Source organism: Acidovorax sp. GW101-3H11 (genome assembly GCF_001633105.1).
Classification (GTDB): Bacteria; Pseudomonadota; Gammaproteobacteria; order Burkholderiales; family Burkholderiaceae_C; genus Acidovorax.
On sequence record NZ_LUKZ01000025.1, the window covers coordinates 142,896 to 158,610 of the forward strand.

Below are 15,715 nucleotides of genomic sequence, written 5' to 3' on the forward strand. Positions count from 1 at the left end.
AAGCCTGTTTACGATCTCCCAGGGGTCGCGCAGTGGTCTTTGCGGGATGGACTGCAAGGCGCGGGGCGCAGTGGATAGCTCTGCTATCCACAAGCGCCGCAACGCTGCAGACCGCCCGCAAAGGCCACTGCCCGAAGGGTTGGAGCGAAATCGGGCGATTGGACGCCTCGGCTGCTTGCATGGGCACGAGCCCATGCAGCGCATCCGAAGCATCCACTCATCCCGATTGCGCTCCAACGCGATCCCCTGCGAGATCGTAAACAGGCTCTTAACCCCAACAAGGACACCCCATGGCAACCACCACCACCACTTTCCAAGTGCAGGGCATGACCTGCGGCCACTGCGAACGCGCCGTCACCCAGGCCGTGTTGCAGGTAGACCCCGACGCCCAGGTCCGCATCGACCGCGCCAGCGGCAAGGTGGACGTGGACAGCACCGCCCCCCGCGAGGCCCTGGCCGCCGCCATTGCCGAAGAAGGCTACAGCGTCGCGGCTTGAGAGGCTGAGAGTCTTTTGCCTCTGAGCGCCGCGCCACCACACACCCCAGCGAGGGCCACAGCATGACCACGCCCCAGTCAGTCAATACCGCGCCGACCGCGCGCACCAAGGCCGCAACGCCCCGCGCCACCCCCTGGCCCGTGCCGATCGGCGTCGCCGCCCGGCGCGCAGGCATCTCGGCGCGCATGGTGCGGCACTACGAATCGCTGGGCCTCATCAGCGGCGTGGCGCGCACCGACAGCGGCTACCGCCAGTACACCGAGGCCGACGTGCACGCCCTGCACTTCATCCGCCGCAGCCGCGACCTGGGCTTCTCGATGGAAGAAATCGCCGAGCTGCTGGGCCTGTGGCACGACCGCAGCCGCGCCAGCAGCCAGGTCAAGCGCATTGCGCAGCAGCACATCGACGACCTGAGCGAACGCATCGCGCAAATGCAGGCCATGCAGCGCAGCCTGCAGACCCTGGTGTCCTGCTGCAAAGGCAACGACCGGCCGGACTGCCCCATCCTGGACGACCTGGCGGCGGGGCAGAGCGAGCCCCGCAGCACAGCGCCGCGCAAATCGCTATCAAATAAATAGCTTCAAAGGCATATCCATCGCGCGGTGGAGGCCGAAAAACATCAAAACTTCTGCCCACCACACAGCCCACACTGCTGCGGCAAGCCCCCCATGGCAGACTCTCAGGCTTTCTCACCGCCTGCTTCCGACTGCCCCATGCCCACCTCCGTCGCCCAGCTTCAACAATGGCTGCTTGAACCCGAAGGCCAGCGCCTGGAATTCAAAGAAGCTAGGCAGCGCTACGACTTTGAAAAGCTGCTCAAGTACTGCGTGGCCCTGGCCAACGAGGGCGGCGGCACCATCGTGCTGGGCGTGACGGACAAGCGGCCCCGGCGCATTGTGGGCACGCAAGCGTTTGGAGACCCAGGACGCACCGAGGCAGGCCTGCACACGCGGCTAGGCCACCGCATCCCGGTGGAAGAAATGCGCCTGCCCGAGGGGCGTGTACTGATAGTGCATGTGCCCCCGCGCTTGCTAGGCACGGCGTGGAATGTGGACGGCAGCTACTTCAAGCGCGCGGGCGATGATCTGGCCCCGCTGGCCGACCATGAGCTGCGCGCCATGTTTGCCGAAGGTGGGCCCGACTTTTCAGCCCAGCCCTGTCCCGGCGCCACGCTGGCGGACCTGGAGCCCGAGTCCATCGCCCTCTTCCGCGAACGCTGGGCGCGCAAGAGTGGCGACCTTCGCAAGCGCGACTTGAACGACCCGCAAACCCTGCGCGACGCCGAACTGCTGGTGGATGGAGACCAGGTGAGCTATGCGGCGCTCATCCTGTTTGGCACGCGCGCAGGCCTCACGCGGTGGCTGGCGCAGGCTGAGCTGGTGTTTGAGTACCGCTCGTCTGAAGCCGCCGGCCCGGCGGCCGACCGTGAGGAATACCGTGCCGGTTTTTTTGCCTGGCAAGACGCGCTGTGGAAAAAGATCAACCTGCGCAACGACCGGCAGAGCTACCAGGACGACTTCTTCCGCATGGACCTGCCCACCTTTGACGAGGTGCCCGTGCGCGAAGCCATCCTGAACGCGGTGGCCCACCGCGACTACCGTTTGGGCGGCTCGATCTTTGTGCGGCAGTTTGCCAAGCGGCTAGAGGTAGTGAGCCCCGGTGGCCTGCCACTCGGGATCACGCCCGAGAACATCATCGACCAACAAAACCCGCGCAACCGCCGCCTGGCCGAGGCCCTGGGACGCTGCGGGCTGATTGAGCGATCCGGCCAAGGCCTGAACCTGATGATGGAAAGCGCCGTGCGCCAGGGCAAGCCCCTGCCCAGCTTTGCGGGCACAGCAGCGCACGAAGTGAGGCTGACGCTGGAGGGTGGCGTGCGCAACCCGGCATTTGTGCGGTTCATGGAGCGGCTGGGAGAAGAGACGCTGCGCAGCTTATCGACGCTGGACTATTTGGCACTGGAATGCCTGCAACAGGGTCGGCCCATGGCTCCCGAGTTGCAGGAACGCTTACCTGCCCTTGCGGAAGTGGGTGCCGTGGAAACCATTGGTAGGGGCAAGACCGCCAAATACATGCTGGCGGCCGCCTTGTATGCGTCGCTGGGCTGCAAAGGCACCTACACCCGAAAGCGAGGCTTGGACCACGGAACCAACAAGGCTTTGTTGCTGCAGCATCTCAAAGACCAAGGCGAAGCCGGTGCGCCGCTGAGCGAGTTCAGGCAAGTGCTCCCGTCCCTTCCCATGAAGGCAGTGCAAAAGCTGCTGGACGAGTTGCGCAGTGAAGGGACGATCAATGTTCTCGGTCAGCGGCGCTGGGCCCGTTGGTATCTGTCGGATGCAGCCGTCTTTAAGCCAATGGGCGATACCTAGAGGTAAAGCAATGCTTTATGCCGCAGAATATTTCATATAAATCAACAACTTATAAAACCCAAACCCGCACAAAAAGCCCGATAGCGGGTTAAACAACCTGTTTAAGCAAGCCCAGCACAGAAAGCCGCTTACACACCATGCAGCAAAGGCACTGCGTTGACGACAACCGGTTACGCTGAGCTTGCCAAAGCGCAGCGTGAGGTTTTGACAAGTCCCAGCCCAAAGGGGTGAGTCAAGCACCAGGGATGCAAATTCAACCCCTCGCAAACGCTATCAAATAAATAGCTACCAAGAAACACCCATCGCGCGGCAGGGGCCAAAAAACCTTGAAACCCTGGCCCCGGGAAGGCATCAGGCCTTGCCAGAGCGCGCCGGAGCCTTGACCTTGGAGCCCCCCACCTTGCGCTGAGCGGCAGGGACAGGCACCACCTCCGGCGCAGCAGCCTGGGCAGGCCGCCGCAGCACCCCATCACACAGCGTTGCAATGCACTGCTGCGCCACCTGCTCGGCCGTGTACTCGCCACCGGGCTGGTACCAGCGGCCAATCCAGCTCAAGGCGCCCGCAATCACAAAGGCCGTGATCTTGGGGTCGCAGGGCTGGATCGAGCCCTCGGCCACACCCTCGGCCACCAGGCGGCGGAACTCCTGGTCGATGGCGGACTTGAGGCGGCGCAGCTCCTTGCGGCTTTCGGGGGGCACCTGCTCGTCGCCCACACGGATCAGGCACATGCCGAAGTCCATGGTGACGATGCGCGCATACACCTGCATGCAGGTCATGAGCTGGTCGATGGCCTTGCCACCGGCGGCACGCGATGCCTCGATGCCCTCCAGCATCATGTCCAGGCCCTGGCGCACGCACTGCAGCAGGATCTCGTCCTTGTTCTTCACGTAGTAGTACAGCGTGGGCTTGGTCACGTTCAGGCGCGCGGCAATGTCATCGAGCGAGGTGGCGTGAAAGCCGCGCTCGTTGAACAGCTGGGCCGCCGCCTGCAGCACGGCGTTGCGCTTGGCTTCGCGCTGTCGTTCGCGGTGCGACACAGGGGCCCAGGGCGAGGAAGCGGCGTCGGGCGCGTCTTCGGGCCCGGGGGCCGGGGCTGCGGCCTGCGGGGCTGCGGATGAGGGCTTGGGGGCCGCGCGTTGGGGGCTGCTGCCGCTGCTCGTGCTGCTTTTGCTGCTGCGTCGGGTCGATGCCGCTTTGGCCTGGGGCATGGGGGGCGATTCCTCGGGAAAGTACGGATGCTGAACGGGGTGGCGGCTTCCAGAATCTACTCACGAGTAAACAGTTTACGCACAAGTAGGAAATTTCTGCAGGGTCTGCAAGAAATTTCTGTTCAGAAGCTGCGAACAACCCGTATTAGAAAGCCAATGGAGACAACCCCTTCCGGCCCCGCTGTTGCCACGCCCCTGCTGCAGGTGCAGGGCGTGACCCTGGCGTTCGGCGGCGTCAAAGCACTGACCGGCGTAGGCTTTGACGTGTTGCCCGGCTCCATCACCGCCGTCATCGGCCCCAACGGTGCGGGCAAGACCTCGCTGTTCAACACCATCTCGGGCTTCTACCGGCCCAGCCAGGGCTCCATCCGCTTTCAGGGGCAGGACATCACCCGCGTGCCCGCACCGCAGCGCGCCAGGCTGGGCCTGGGCCGCAGCTTTCAGAACATTGCGCTGTTTCGCGGCATGACGGTGCTCGACAACATCAAGCTCGGCCGCCACGCGCACCTCAAGACCAACGTGCTCGACGCGCTGCTGTACTTCGGCCGCGCCCGACGCGAAGAGGCCGAACTGCGCCGCGACATCGAGGAGCGCATCATCGACTTCCTCGAAATCGACCACATCCGCCACGCACCCGTCTCGGCCCTGCCCTACGGCCTGCAAAAGCGCGTGGAGATGGCGCGCGCATTGGCCATGCAGCCGCAGATCCTGATGCTGGACGAACCCGTGGCCGGCATGAACCGCGAAGAGACCGAAGACATGGCGCGCTTCATCCTCGACGTGCGCGAAGAGTGGGGCGTGACGGTGCTCATGGTGGAACACGACATGGGCATGGTGATGGACCTGTCGGACCACGTGGTGGTGCTCAACTTCGGCCAGGTCATCGCACAGGGCACACCCGCCGCCGTGCAGGCCAACCCCGAGGTCATCCGCGCCTACCTGGGCGCGGGCGACGTGGGCGACCTGCGTGCCAAGCTGCAGGGAGTGACCACCGCATGACCGGCAACTTCGACTGGGCCTACCTGTTTGAGATCAGCCTCACCGGCATCGCCGGTGGCGGGCTCTACGCACTGGCCGCACTGGCTTTCGTCATGGTCTACAAGGCCACGCGCGTGGTCAACATTGCCATTGGCGAGCTGCTGATGGTGGGCGCCTACCTGTTCTTCACCTTTGCATCGATGTTCGCGCTGCCGCTGTGGCTGGCCATCCCCGCCGCCGTGCTGGGCACGGGCCTGCTGGGCGCATTGATCGAGCGCACCATGATCCGCCCGCTACTGGGCGAGCCGCCGATTTCCGTGTTCATGGTCACCGTGGGCCTGGCCTCGGTGCTCGTGGGCTTGGTGGAAATGATCTGGACGGCCGACCAGCGCCGCCTGCCCGACTTCATGCCCACGCAGCCCATCATGGTGGGGGATGCATTCCTCGCACCCAAGGTGTTCTGGGGCGCCGTGATCGCCATCGTGTTCATCGCGGCAGTGCTGGTGGTGTTCCGCTTCTGGCGCGGCGGCGTGGCCCTGCGTGCCACGGCCAGCGACCAGGCCGCCGCGTATTCGGTGGGCATCAACGTGCCGCGTGTGTTCTCGCTGGCCTGGGTGGCCTCGGCCATGCTGGCGGCCATCTCCGGGATCATCGTTGGCTCGATTGGCGGCATCTCTTCCAGCATGGGCGTGTTCGGGCTGTCGGTGCTGGTGGTCGTCATCGTGGGCGGGCTCGACAGCGTGCTGGGTGCGCTCATCGGCGGCATCCTCATCGGCCTGATCGAAGCACTGGCCGGGGCCTACCTGGGCGGCGAATACAAGCTGCTGGCCACCTTCATCGTGCTGGTGGCGGTGCTGCTGGTGCGGCCGTACGGCCTGTTCGGAACGCACGAAATCGAGAGACTCTAAGGCCGACCCCATGCGCATCGGAACCCTCAAGGAAACCTACATCGCCGACGCGGCGCTGTTCGACTCGCGCACGCAAAAAGTGTGGCTGGCCGTGGGCGCCGCGCTGCTGGTGCTGTTCCCCTTCATGGCCAGCGACTACTGGCTCTACCTGGCCTGCCTGGTCAGCATCAATGTGGCCAGCGCCACAGGGCTCAACATCCTCACGGGCTACACGGGCCTCGTCAGCCTGGGGCAGGCCGCCTTCATGGGCCTGGGCGCCTACACCGTGGCCGTGCTGGAAACCAAGGTGGGCACGCCCTTTGTGCTCAACCTGCTGGCCGGTGGCTTCGTCGCCATGCTGGGCGGCATCGTGGTGGGCATCCCCTCGCTGCGCGTGAAGGGCCTGTACCTGGCAATTGCCACCATTGCCGCATCGTTCATCGCGCACTTCATCTTTGCCAACTGGAAGTTCACTGGCGGCACCGGCGGCCTGAGCGTGCCGCCCGCCAAGCTGTTCGGCATGGCGCTCGACACCTCGTTCCGGCTGTACTGGCTCATCGTGCCCGTGACGATCCTCATGCTGCTGGGTGCGGCCAACCTGTTCCGCACGCGCGTGGGGCGTGCGTTCATCGCGATTCGCGACCGCGACATTTCGGCCGAGGTGCTGGGTATACCGCTGCTGCGCTACAAGCTGCTGTCGTTTGGCCTGTCGTCGTTCTATGCGGGCGTGGCAGGCGGGCTGTGGGCGTACTTCTTTCGCGTGGTCACGCCCGAGAGTTTTCCTCTGCTCATGTCCATCTTCTTTCTCGCGGCCATCATCGTCGGCGGCATGGGCTCCATCCTGGGCGGCATCCTGGGCGCGGTGTTCATGACCATGGTGCCCGAGCTGCTCAAGCTCGTGGTGGACCTGATGCCCGGCGGCAGCGAACTCACCGTGCTCCTCTCGCCCGTGCGCACGGTCATATTTGGCCTGCTCATCATCGGTTTCCTCGTCTTCGAGCCCCATGGCCTGGCCGAAGTGTGGCGGCGCGTCCGTCGTTTTTTCCATCTCTGGCCTTTCCGCAACTAAATCCACAGGAGACAACCATGGACACACAACGCACTTCCTTCCAGCGCCGCCAACTCTTGCTCGGAGCCGCTGGCGCCGCCGCCCTCACCAGCCCGCTGTCGGTGCTGGCGCAAGGCGCTGAAGAGATCGTGATCGGCGGCTCCATCCCGCTCACCGGCGTGTTCGCGTTTGCGGGCGTGGGCATCAACGCGGGCATGGGCGACTACGTGAAGATGCTCAACGACGCGGGTGGCATCAAGGGCCGCAAGGTCAAGTACGTGCCCGAGGACACGGGCTACAAAGTCGATGTGTCGGTGGCTGCGTTCAAGAAGATCACCAGCCAGAACAAGGTCAACCTGTACTACGGCGACTCCACGGGCTTCTCCAAAACCATCAACCCCGAGCTGGACCGCAACGGCAACATCCTGATGGCGGGCGCGTCGTTTGCCACCGAACTCAACGACCCCAAGAAGTACCCGAGCCAGTTCCTCGTGGGCCCCGACTACACCGAGATGTTCGGCATCCTGCTCAAGCACATCGCCAAGGAAAAGCCCGGTGCCAAGGTTGCCTTCGTGTACTCGGACTCCGAGTTCGGCCGCGACCCCATCGAGTCCAGCGAAGCCATGGCCAAGCAGCTGGGCCTGTCGGTGCCCATCAAGATCATGACGCCCGCCGGCAGCGTGGATGTGTCCACCGAAGTCATCAAGCTGCGCCGCGCGGCGCCCGACTACACCATCTTCCATGGCTACATCCTCGCGCCCATCCCCGAGTTCATCACCCAGGGCAAGCAACAGGGCATGACCAGCAAGTGGATGGGCACCTTCTGGACCATGGACAGCTCCACCGTGATGAAGATGGGCGAGGCCGCCGACGGCTTCATGGGCGTGATGCCCTATCGCTATTACTACGACACCGAGAAGGCGCCCATGCTGGAGAAGATCCGCGCGCTGCGACCCGAGTACCAGAGCACGGCCTACATCCAGGGCTTCCTGGCCGCGATGCTGTTCACCGAGGCCGCCAAGCGCACGCTGGACGCTGGCAAACCCCTCACCGGCCCCAACCTGAAGGCCGCGCTCAACTCCATCAAGGACTTCGACACCGGCGGGCTGATCGGCGTGCCGATCACCATCAGCGGCAACTCGATCCCCGTGGGCCGTGTGTACCGCGCCGACATGAAGGCGCAAAAAATGGTCGCGGCATCGGACTGGATCAAGCTCTGACACTGCCTGCGCCATGACCCAGCCAACCCCGGCCCACGTCCTCGAAGTCAACAACATCGAGGTCATCTACAACAAGGTGGTGCAGGCCCTGCGCGGCCTGTCGCTGGCCGTGCCGCGCGGGCAGATCGTGGCGCTGCTGGGCAGCAACGGGGCGGGCAAAAGCACCACGCTCAAGGCCATCTCGGGCCTGCTGGCGCTGGAGGATGGTGTGGTCGAAAGCGGCAGCATCCACTTCAACGGCCAGCCCACGGCCGCCGTGGCCCCACAGCAGCTGGTGCGCAACGGCCTGAGCCATGTGATGGAAGGCCGCCGCGTGTTTGAGGACCTCACGGTCGAAGAGAACCTGGTGGCCGCCACCTATGCACTCACGGGGCGCAGCGGTACAACGCCGGATTTCGATCTGGTCTACAGCTACTTCCCGCGCCTGCACGAGCGGCGCAAGGGCCTGGCGGGCTACCTGTCGGGTGGCGAGCAGCAGATGCTGGCCATTGGCCGCGCGCTCATCGCGCAGCCGCAGCTCATCCTGCTGGATGAACCCTCGCTGGGCTTGTCTCCGAAGCTGGTCGAAGACATATTCACCATCATCGCGCGCATCAATGCCGAGCGGGGCACCAGCATGCTGCTGGTGGAGCAGAACGCCACCGTGGCGCTGGCCGTGGCGCACCGGGGTTACATCATGGAGAACGGCAAGATCGTGATCGACGGCACGGCCGAGCGCCTGGCCAATGACCCGGATGTGCGCGAGTTCTACCTCGGCATGGGCGGTGGCGGCGAGGCGAAAAGCTTCAAGGACATCAAGCATTACAAGCGTCGCAAACGCTGGCTGTCATGAGCACACTTCCCGACCTCACCCTGCCCCAGATGCTGCGCGAGCGTGCGCGCACCGATGCGCAGCGCATCGCCATCCGGCAAAAGGACTTCGGCATCTGGAAGCCCTTCACCTGGGCGCAGTACCACCAGCGCGCCAGCCACTTCGGCCTGGGCCTCAAGGCACTGGGCCTGCCTGCGGGCGGGCATGTGGGCGTGATCTCCGAGAACCGCATCGAATGGGTGCTGGCCCAGATGGGCGCAGGCCTGGTGGGCGCGGTGACGGTGGGTGTGTACCCCACCAGCCCCACCAACGAGGTGGCTTATGTGGTGGGCCATGCCGACATCGAGATCATGGTCTGCGAAGACCAGGAGCAGACCGACAAGCTGCTCGCTGCCCTGCCCGATCTGCCGCGCCTGAAAAAGATCGTGGTGATGGAAACCAAGGGCCTGCGCAGCTTTGCGCCCGAGGTGCGGCAGTTCATCGCCACCTTTGACGAGGTCGAACAGCTCGGCGCAGCGTCGGGCCAACAAGCCATCATCGACGACGCCCTCGCACGCCAGCGGCTGGATGACGTGGGCCTGATGATCTACACCTCGGGTTCCACCGGCAAGCCCAAGGGCGCGATGATTTCGTACCGCAACATCCGGGGCGTGGTGCCCGGCATCGTGGACCGGCTGGAGCTGTCGCGGGACACCACCCACCTGTCGTACCTGCCGCTGTGCCATGTGGCCGAGCAGATGCTCACCAGCTTTGTGCCCGTCTACCTCGGCTCGCAGGTGAACTTTGGCGAATCCATTCGCACCGTGCAGGAAGACCTGCGCGAAGTCGCGCCCACCATGTTCCTGGGCGTGCCGCGCATCTGGGAAAAGCTGCACGCCGCCATCCACATCAAGCTGCAGGAAACCGGTGGCCTGCGCCGCACACTGTTCCACAAGGCCTACAACGCCTGCAAGCCGCTGGCCGAGAAGCCGCACAGCAACTGGAGCGCTGGCGACAAGCTCACTTATGCCGCCAGCTACTGGCTGGTGTTCCGCGCGCTGCAGAACTTCATCGGCCTGCGCAATGCCCATGTGGCGCTCACCGGCGCCGCGCCCATTCCGCCCGACGTGGTGCGCTTTTTCCGCGTGCTCGGCGTGCCGCTCATCGAGGTGTATGGCCTGACCGAATCCACCGGCATGGTCACGGGCCACCGTCTGGACCATGTGGTGGTGGGCACCGTGGGCGTGCCCACGCAGGGCGTGGAGCACCGCATTGCGGACAACGGAGAGCTTCAGATCAAAGGCGAGATGGTGTTTGCGGGCTACTACAAGAACCCCGAGGCCACAGCCAGCAGCATCGTGGATGGCTGGCTGCACACGGGCGACGTGGTGCGCGAGGAACACGACCAAATCAAGATCGTGGACCGCCTCAAGGACATCATGATCACGGCCGGGGGCAAGAACCTCACGCCCTCCGAGATCGAGAACACGATGAAGGGCAGCCCCTTCATCAAGGAATGCATCATCGTGGCCGAGGCGCGCAAGTTTGTCGGCGCGCTGGTGATGATCGACTACGAGACCGTGGGCAAATGGGCCGAGGCGCGGCGCATCCCGTTCACGCACTACCGCTCGCTGGTGGAGCACCCGGAGGTGCGCGGCCTCATCGACGCCGAAATCAACCAGGGCAACCAGCGCCTCGCGCAGGTCTCGCAGATCCGCAAGTTCCATCTGCTCACCAAGGAGCTGGACCACGACGACGGCGAGGTGACCGCGACGATGAAGGTGCGCCGCACGAGCATCTACAAAACCTATGCGGCCGAGATCGAGGCGCTGTACGGCTGAACGCGGGTTGGTGGACAGACCTGCAACACCTGCCTAGCCCGTTCACTATCAAAACAGGAGCTATAAGCGCTTTACTGGCGCGCGCAGAAGGCCTATTTGACATGAAAAACACCGCCACCACCCCCGCCACACCGCCCCTGCTGCTGGAGCGCGAAGGCGCCATTGCCACGCTGCGCTTCAACCGACCCGAGGCACTCAATGCCATCGACGTGCCCATGGCCAACGCCTTCCTCGCCGCCGTGCAGACCGTTGCCGCCGACCCTGCCGTGCGCGCCGTGGTGTTGTGTGGCAACGGCCGGGGTTTCATGGCCGGTGGCGACCTGGCCACGCTGCGCGCCGACCCGGTGCAGAGTGCCATCGACATTCTCACGCCGCTCAACGCAGCACTGCTCCTGCTGGCGCAGATGAACGCGCCCGTCGTTGCGCAAGTGCACGGTGTGGCAGCCGGCGCGGGCCTGAGCCTGCTGCTCATGGCCGACTACGTGATCGCCGCCGAAGGCACACGCCTGAACCTGGCCTACATCAACCTGGGCACCAGCTGCGACGTGGGCGCCTCGTGGGCGCTGCCGCGCATCGTGGGCGTGCGCCAGGCGCTGGAGATTGCGCTGCTGGGCGACGCCTTCACCGCTGACGACGCGCTGCGCCTGGGCCTCGTCAACCGCGTGGTGCCCGCCGCCGAACTGGACAGTGCCACTGCCGCCCTCGCCCAGCGCCTGGCCAGCGGCCCCACGCTGGCCTACGGCGCCATGAAGCGCCTGATGCGTGCGTCGATGGACCACACGCTGCCCGAGCAACTGGCCGCAGAAAAGGACGCCTTTGTGCACTGTGCAGGCACCGAAGACTTTCGCGCAGGGGTAGAGGCGTTCCACCTGCGCCAGAGCGCGTCGTTTGCGGGTCGGTAGCGCCTGGTGTCCTGCGTTGAAAACGCGTTTCACAAAGAACTTCCAACGCAGGACACGCGCCAGCTCGCGCACCACTCTCACAGGCCCCTATTGGCCGCGTTTCCAGAACACTCCGTTTGTGCGCACCCCGTTTATCGGGGCGGCCCCGCCCTCTACAGTTGGTACATGCCATCGCCCGATGTGCACAACCCTTTCGCCAACCGCAGGACACCTTCACCGTGATCACCGTCCGCGCAGCCGCAGACCGGGGCCGCTCCTCCACCGGCTGGCTGCACAGTGCCCACAGTTTTTCGTTTGGCAGCTACTTTGACCTGCGCCACCAGGGCCATGGCAACCTGCTGGTGCTCAACGACGACACCATGGCCCCCGGCCAGGGCTTTGGCAGCCACGGCCACCGCAACATGGAGATCGTGAGCTATGTGCTCAGCGGCGCATTGGCCCACCAGGACAACCTGCCGCAGCGCAGCCCTGCGGACGGCTCTGCCCCTGCGCCAACGCCCCCCACCGGCATCCTGCGCCCCGGCGATGTGCAGCGCATGAGCGCAGGCTGGGGCGTGCAGCACAGCGAATTCAACGCGCTGCAGGACCAGGACACCCACTTCCTGCAGATCTGGTTCAAACCCCTGTTCACCGGCATCCGTCCCAGCTACGAGCAAAAGCACTTTCCGGCCGCAGACCGCCGGGGCCGCCTGGTTCGCCTTGCATCGCGCAAAGGGGTCGATGGTTCGCTCAGCATGAATGCCGATGCCACCTTCTGGGCAGGCCTGTTCGACGGAGATGCCGAAACCGCCACGCAGGCGCTCGACCCCCTGCGCCTGGCGTATGTGCATGTGGCACAGGGCAGCGTGCAGGTCAACGGCGTGCCACTGGCTGCGGGCGACGGCGCGTTGCTGGAGGATGAAAACCAGCTGACCCTGCAGCATGGCACTGGCGCCAATGTGCTGGTGTTCGACCTGGCCCGCCGGTAAGCTGCAGCCCGCCACCATGCCCCACCCCAACGCTTTCCTCCACCTGCCCGAGCTGCAAGGCCGGCTCACCCCGGCCCACGCTTCGGGCCTGCGCCTGACCGATGAGGCCTTGGCCGAATGGGACGCCCAGGCCCGCAGCCAGGGCCTGCCCGCCCACTGGCGCCTGCCCGACAGCGAGGTGGAACGCTCGCGCGGCGAGGTGCTCGCCACCATCACCACACAATCGCTTGACCTGTGGGTGTTTGCCTATGGTTCGCTGATGTGGAACCCGGGTTTTCATTTCGACGAAGTGCGCCGGGCCTGCCTGCCCGGGTACGGACGCCGTTTTGCCCTGGGCACCACCATCGGCCGGGGCACGCCCGATTGCCCCGGGCTGGTGCTGACGCTGGAGCCGGACGCCAGCCAGGTCTGCGAAGGCCTGGCGTTCCGGATACCCGCCCCGCAGGTCGATGCCGAATCCCGCCTGCTCTGGCGCCGCGAGATGATCACCGGCGCCTACTGCCCGCAACTGCTTGCGCTGCCCACACCCCAAGGTGCGGTGCAGGCGCTGGTTCTGGTGGCCAACACCACCCACACCCATTACCGGGGCAACCTGTCGATGCAGGCCACCGCCGCGACCATTGCAAAGGCCTGCGGGCGCATCGGCAGCAACCGGGACTATCTGGAGCAGCTGGTGCGGCAGTGTGAGGTGCTGGGGATTGGGGATGGGTATGTGGAAGCGCTATACACATTGGTGGCACAGATCACGCAGGCTGCCTGATATCCGCAGCACACCGCGTCTCCAGGAACACCTGTAAAGCCGGGGGGCACAGCTCCCCAAAAAGCGCCTCAACGGTCCATGAAACAATGGTGCGAAAAACACCTGCGCCTGTTGTTCTTCAACCTGTACGCCCTCTCCATCCCCAGCAGGAGGGCAACGCTCAAATACCTTGTGATCCAGGATGTTGAGACAGCGCATCGAATTTATTCCACAGCCTCTCCCATGAAAAAAATCATCTGTATTGCGGCATTTCTCTTTTCGTCTATCGCCTTTGCTAACAGCACTTCGTCCAAGGCCCCTGTTTCAAGCATTATTTTGATGCCTTGGGATATCAAACAGGATATTAATTTACTGAGTAGCATTAAAAACCATGGCTTCAGCCATGTAACCTTTTATCTCAATTGGTCCGACATAGAAGATCAAAAAAACCAATATCAATTTTCCCACTACCACAAATACCTTGATGCTATTGTCGGCAGCGGGCTCTCCCTGATACTGGTCCTCGATATGGGTGGACGGTCCTACCTCGATGAGAATGGAAAAAATATACCGGACACGTCCACGGCCCCTGCATGGATCTACAAAGATCATCCAGATTTAGTAATGAAAAACTTTTCTGGAGACTATCAATGGCAGCTTGATTTTACAGATGATTTCATTCAAAAAAAATCAACGGAATTCATAGAAAAAACTGTTCACCATTTTTCCAATCGCTACCCAGGAAAAATACTTGGCTTTGCAGTGGGTCTCCAGGAAGAGCATGAGATCAAGTATGGCCAAACTGGCTATCAATGGCGCGATTACAAAGAATCTACCCAGCGTGATTTTTCAAAAAAATATGGCATACCCCAGCCTACCATCAATTACAACAACAACATCCAACTTGGCCCTCAAAAAATAGAACCCTTTCTTCACACTCACAAGGAATATCGAGAAAACCGGCTCCGAGATGCCACATGTTTATATGCCAAGTCAATTCAGAAAAGTGGAGCTCTGGCCATGGGTTACTTCGCCGAGACCTTTACTTCGCATGACGCCATCTATGCAACCGGTGTCGTGGAAAAACTGACTGACTGTATCGATATTGCCGTGATAGATTTCAATTTCTATGACGGGTACAAGCTGGTTCCGGACACGGACGTTCTTCCCACACTTGCCAACTACATGGGTTCATTGGGCTACAAGCAAATCATGGTAGGTGCCTATGCCGAGGTATGGGAGAGACAAAAGAAAACCCACGAGCTGATTCCTGTTATCAACAGCACCATTGCCCAAGCGCTTTCCCAGGTCAACGTTATCGGTTTCGAGGTGGGTGGATTACAACGCCAGGCAACGGCAGGCCAGTCGGCAACCATCGATAAAGAAAAGCTCAGCGCTATCTCGATCCAGCCGGCCAGGGATAACCCCACACCTGCAAGGAAAAAATCCAAGATCGGCATCCTGGGCTCCACCACAAATTTCTATGTCTGGCATGGGGAACGAAGTGCCGGACGAAACACCCATCGGGATGCACTGTTTGCAGCATACAAAATCCTGAGCAACCAGCCGGAGTTGGATGTTCATATCATTGGAGAAAAAAATCTGCTCCAGGATGATTCCATCATTCACAGTCTTGACGCCATCCTGGTTCCTCACCAGGCAGCACTACCGCAAAGCATCAAATCCAAACTAACCACCTACTGGAAAAATGGTGGAGCACTCATTCAAGATATGCGCCTTGGAGAATTTGATGAAAATGGAAAACCGACCACTGACTGGATGAACGATGTTTTTGGTATTTCCAGACTCAAATGGAAAAACAAAGGAGGGGTATTTCTGATCAACGGCGAGGTTTTCCGTATCAAGCCATCCCGAAGCCTCTATACCAGTTACGCCTCCATCACCCCCCGAGAAGGCTACAAACTACTGGCTACAGACATCTTGCAACCCGACAGCGGAATCATGGTGCGGGGCGAACGCACCTTGGCCTTCGGCTTCATGCCGCAGTTGATTGAAGACTCGACCAAAGATGCGTGGAGAAAACTTTTTGTCCGCGAAATTATGAGTGTCATACCCAAAAAGACAGCCGCCGTTCAAACGAAATAGCGCATGCCTGAATAGGTGTCACATCCCGGACGATCATAGGGTCGCTTGTGAAAAAGATGCGGGTGCGTCTGATACCACTGTTTCATGGCCTGCATCGGCGTACTGCTCTTGAGCGCTGACTGCGGCAACTGGTGGTTGTACAAGGCCACATAGCGCAGCAA

Annotated in this window: 14 protein-coding genes; 13 read left to right on the forward strand and 1 reads right to left on the reverse strand. The window is 62.6% G+C overall.

The features are described 5' to 3' along the window. Nucleotides 1–290 precede the first annotated feature (290 nt). The 3 genes from A1D30_RS18800 (at nucleotide 291) to A1D30_RS18810 (ending at nucleotide 2,866) form a co-directional block, all read left to right on the forward strand. Nucleotides 291–497, forward strand: a complete 207-nt coding sequence (locus tag A1D30_RS18800; protein WP_063462245.1) for a cation transporter — start codon at nucleotides 291–293, stop codon at nucleotides 495–497. 62 nt (nucleotides 498–559) lie between these two features. Then, on the forward strand, nucleotides 560–1,075 hold the full coding sequence (cueR, locus tag A1D30_RS18805; protein ID WP_242421941.1) for a Cu(I)-responsive transcriptional regulator: 516 nt from the start codon (nucleotides 560–562) through the stop codon (nucleotides 1,073–1,075). A 135-nt stretch (nucleotides 1,076–1,210) separates the two neighbouring features. Beyond that, the gene (locus tag A1D30_RS18810) at nucleotides 1,211–2,866 is read left to right on the forward strand and encodes an ATP-binding protein (RefSeq protein WP_063462246.1); all 1,656 of its coding nucleotides are present in this window, start codon (nucleotides 1,211–1,213) and stop codon (nucleotides 2,864–2,866) included. Between the two features lie 351 nt (nucleotides 2,867–3,217). Here the strand turns inward: A1D30_RS18810 and A1D30_RS18815 are convergent, their stop codons facing one another. Then, nucleotides 3,218–4,075: a TetR/AcrR family transcriptional regulator gene (locus A1D30_RS18815; RefSeq protein WP_109790990.1), complete on the reverse strand. Its 858-nt coding sequence runs from the start codon at nucleotides 4,073–4,075 to the stop codon at nucleotides 3,218–3,220. Between the two features lie 156 nt (nucleotides 4,076–4,231). On the opposite strand from A1D30_RS18815, the gene A1D30_RS18820 reads away from it, so the two are divergent. The 10 genes from A1D30_RS18820 to A1D30_RS18865 all read left to right on the forward strand — a co-directional run bounded on the left by A1D30_RS18820 (nucleotide 4,232) and on the right by A1D30_RS18865 (nucleotide 15,554). After that, the gene (locus A1D30_RS18820; protein ID WP_063462247.1) at nucleotides 4,232–5,074 is read left to right on the forward strand and encodes an ABC transporter ATP-binding protein; all 843 of its coding nucleotides are present in this window, start codon (nucleotides 4,232–4,234) and stop codon (nucleotides 5,072–5,074) included. Continuing rightward, nucleotides 5,071–5,961 (forward strand): branched-chain amino acid ABC transporter permease, encoded by an 891-nt coding sequence (locus tag A1D30_RS18825; RefSeq protein ID WP_063462248.1) that lies wholly within the window; start codon nucleotides 5,071–5,073, stop codon nucleotides 5,959–5,961. Before A1D30_RS18820 ends, A1D30_RS18825 begins: the two co-directional genes overlap by 4 nt. 10 nt (nucleotides 5,962–5,971) lie before the next feature. Beyond that, nucleotides 5,972–7,009: a branched-chain amino acid ABC transporter permease gene (locus tag A1D30_RS18830; RefSeq protein WP_063462249.1), complete on the forward strand. Its 1,038-nt coding sequence runs from the start codon at nucleotides 5,972–5,974 to the stop codon at nucleotides 7,007–7,009. A 17-nt stretch (nucleotides 7,010–7,026) separates the two neighbouring features. Beyond that, a complete protein-coding gene (locus A1D30_RS18835; protein WP_063462250.1) occupies nucleotides 7,027–8,208 on the forward strand; it encodes an ABC transporter substrate-binding protein in 1,182 nt (393 codons plus the stop codon). A gap of 13 nt (nucleotides 8,209–8,221) precedes the next feature. Next, the gene (locus A1D30_RS18840; protein WP_063462251.1) at nucleotides 8,222–9,040 is read left to right on the forward strand and encodes an ABC transporter ATP-binding protein; all 819 of its coding nucleotides are present in this window, start codon (nucleotides 8,222–8,224) and stop codon (nucleotides 9,038–9,040) included. Then, a complete protein-coding gene (locus tag A1D30_RS18845; RefSeq protein ID WP_063462252.1) occupies nucleotides 9,037–10,839 on the forward strand; it encodes an AMP-dependent synthetase/ligase in 1,803 nt (600 codons plus the stop codon). Before A1D30_RS18840 ends, A1D30_RS18845 begins: the two co-directional genes overlap by 4 nt. A 101-nt stretch (nucleotides 10,840–10,940) precedes the next feature. After that, nucleotides 10,941–11,741: an enoyl-CoA hydratase-related protein gene (locus tag A1D30_RS18850; RefSeq protein ID WP_063462253.1), complete on the forward strand. Its 801-nt coding sequence runs from the start codon at nucleotides 10,941–10,943 to the stop codon at nucleotides 11,739–11,741. Nucleotides 11,742–11,959: 218 nt separating this feature from the next. Continuing rightward, entirely contained in the window at nucleotides 11,960–12,709 is a 750-nt protein-coding gene (locus A1D30_RS18855; RefSeq protein WP_063462254.1) for a pirin family protein, read from the forward strand. A 16-nt stretch (nucleotides 12,710–12,725) separates the two neighbouring features. Next, the gene (locus A1D30_RS18860; RefSeq protein WP_063462288.1) at nucleotides 12,726–13,469 is read left to right on the forward strand and encodes a gamma-glutamylcyclotransferase; all 744 of its coding nucleotides are present in this window, start codon (nucleotides 12,726–12,728) and stop codon (nucleotides 13,467–13,469) included. A 222-nt stretch (nucleotides 13,470–13,691) separates the two neighbouring features. Further along, nucleotides 13,692–15,554, forward strand: a complete 1,863-nt coding sequence (locus A1D30_RS18865) for a beta-galactosidase (protein WP_063462289.1) — start codon at nucleotides 13,692–13,694, stop codon at nucleotides 15,552–15,554. Nucleotides 15,555–15,715 lie beyond the last annotated feature (161 nt).

Coding starts and splice junctions, on each gene's coding strand:
- A1D30_RS18830 (WP_063462249.1), top strand. CDS start 5,972: ATGCGCATCGGAACCCTCAAGGAAACCTACATCGCCGACGCGGCGCTG.
- A1D30_RS18835 (WP_063462250.1), top strand. CDS start 7,027: ATGGACACACAACGCACTTCCTTCCAGCGCCGCCAACTCTTGCTCGGA.
- A1D30_RS18810 (WP_063462246.1), top strand. CDS start 1,211: ATGCCCACCTCCGTCGCCCAGCTTCAACAATGGCTGCTTGAACCCGAA.
- A1D30_RS18815 (WP_109790990.1), bottom strand. CDS start 4,075: ATGCCCCAGGCCAAAGCGGCATCGACCCGACGCAGCAGCAAAAGCAGC.
- A1D30_RS18850 (WP_063462253.1), top strand. CDS start 10,941: ATGAAAAACACCGCCACCACCCCCGCCACACCGCCCCTGCTGCTGGAG.
- A1D30_RS18845 (WP_063462252.1), top strand. CDS start 9,037: ATGAGCACACTTCCCGACCTCACCCTGCCCCAGATGCTGCGCGAGCGT.
- A1D30_RS18800 (WP_063462245.1), top strand. CDS start 291: ATGGCAACCACCACCACCACTTTCCAAGTGCAGGGCATGACCTGCGGC.
- A1D30_RS18860 (WP_063462288.1), top strand. CDS start 12,726: ATGCCCCACCCCAACGCTTTCCTCCACCTGCCCGAGCTGCAAGGCCGG.
- A1D30_RS18820 (WP_063462247.1), top strand. CDS start 4,232: ATGGAGACAACCCCTTCCGGCCCCGCTGTTGCCACGCCCCTGCTGCAG.
- cueR (WP_242421941.1), top strand. CDS start 560: ATGACCACGCCCCAGTCAGTCAATACCGCGCCGACCGCGCGCACCAAG.
- A1D30_RS18865 (WP_063462289.1), top strand. CDS start 13,692: ATGAAAAAAATCATCTGTATTGCGGCATTTCTCTTTTCGTCTATCGCC.
- A1D30_RS18840 (WP_063462251.1), top strand. CDS start 8,222: ATGACCCAGCCAACCCCGGCCCACGTCCTCGAAGTCAACAACATCGAG.
- A1D30_RS18825 (WP_063462248.1), top strand. CDS start 5,071: ATGACCGGCAACTTCGACTGGGCCTACCTGTTTGAGATCAGCCTCACC.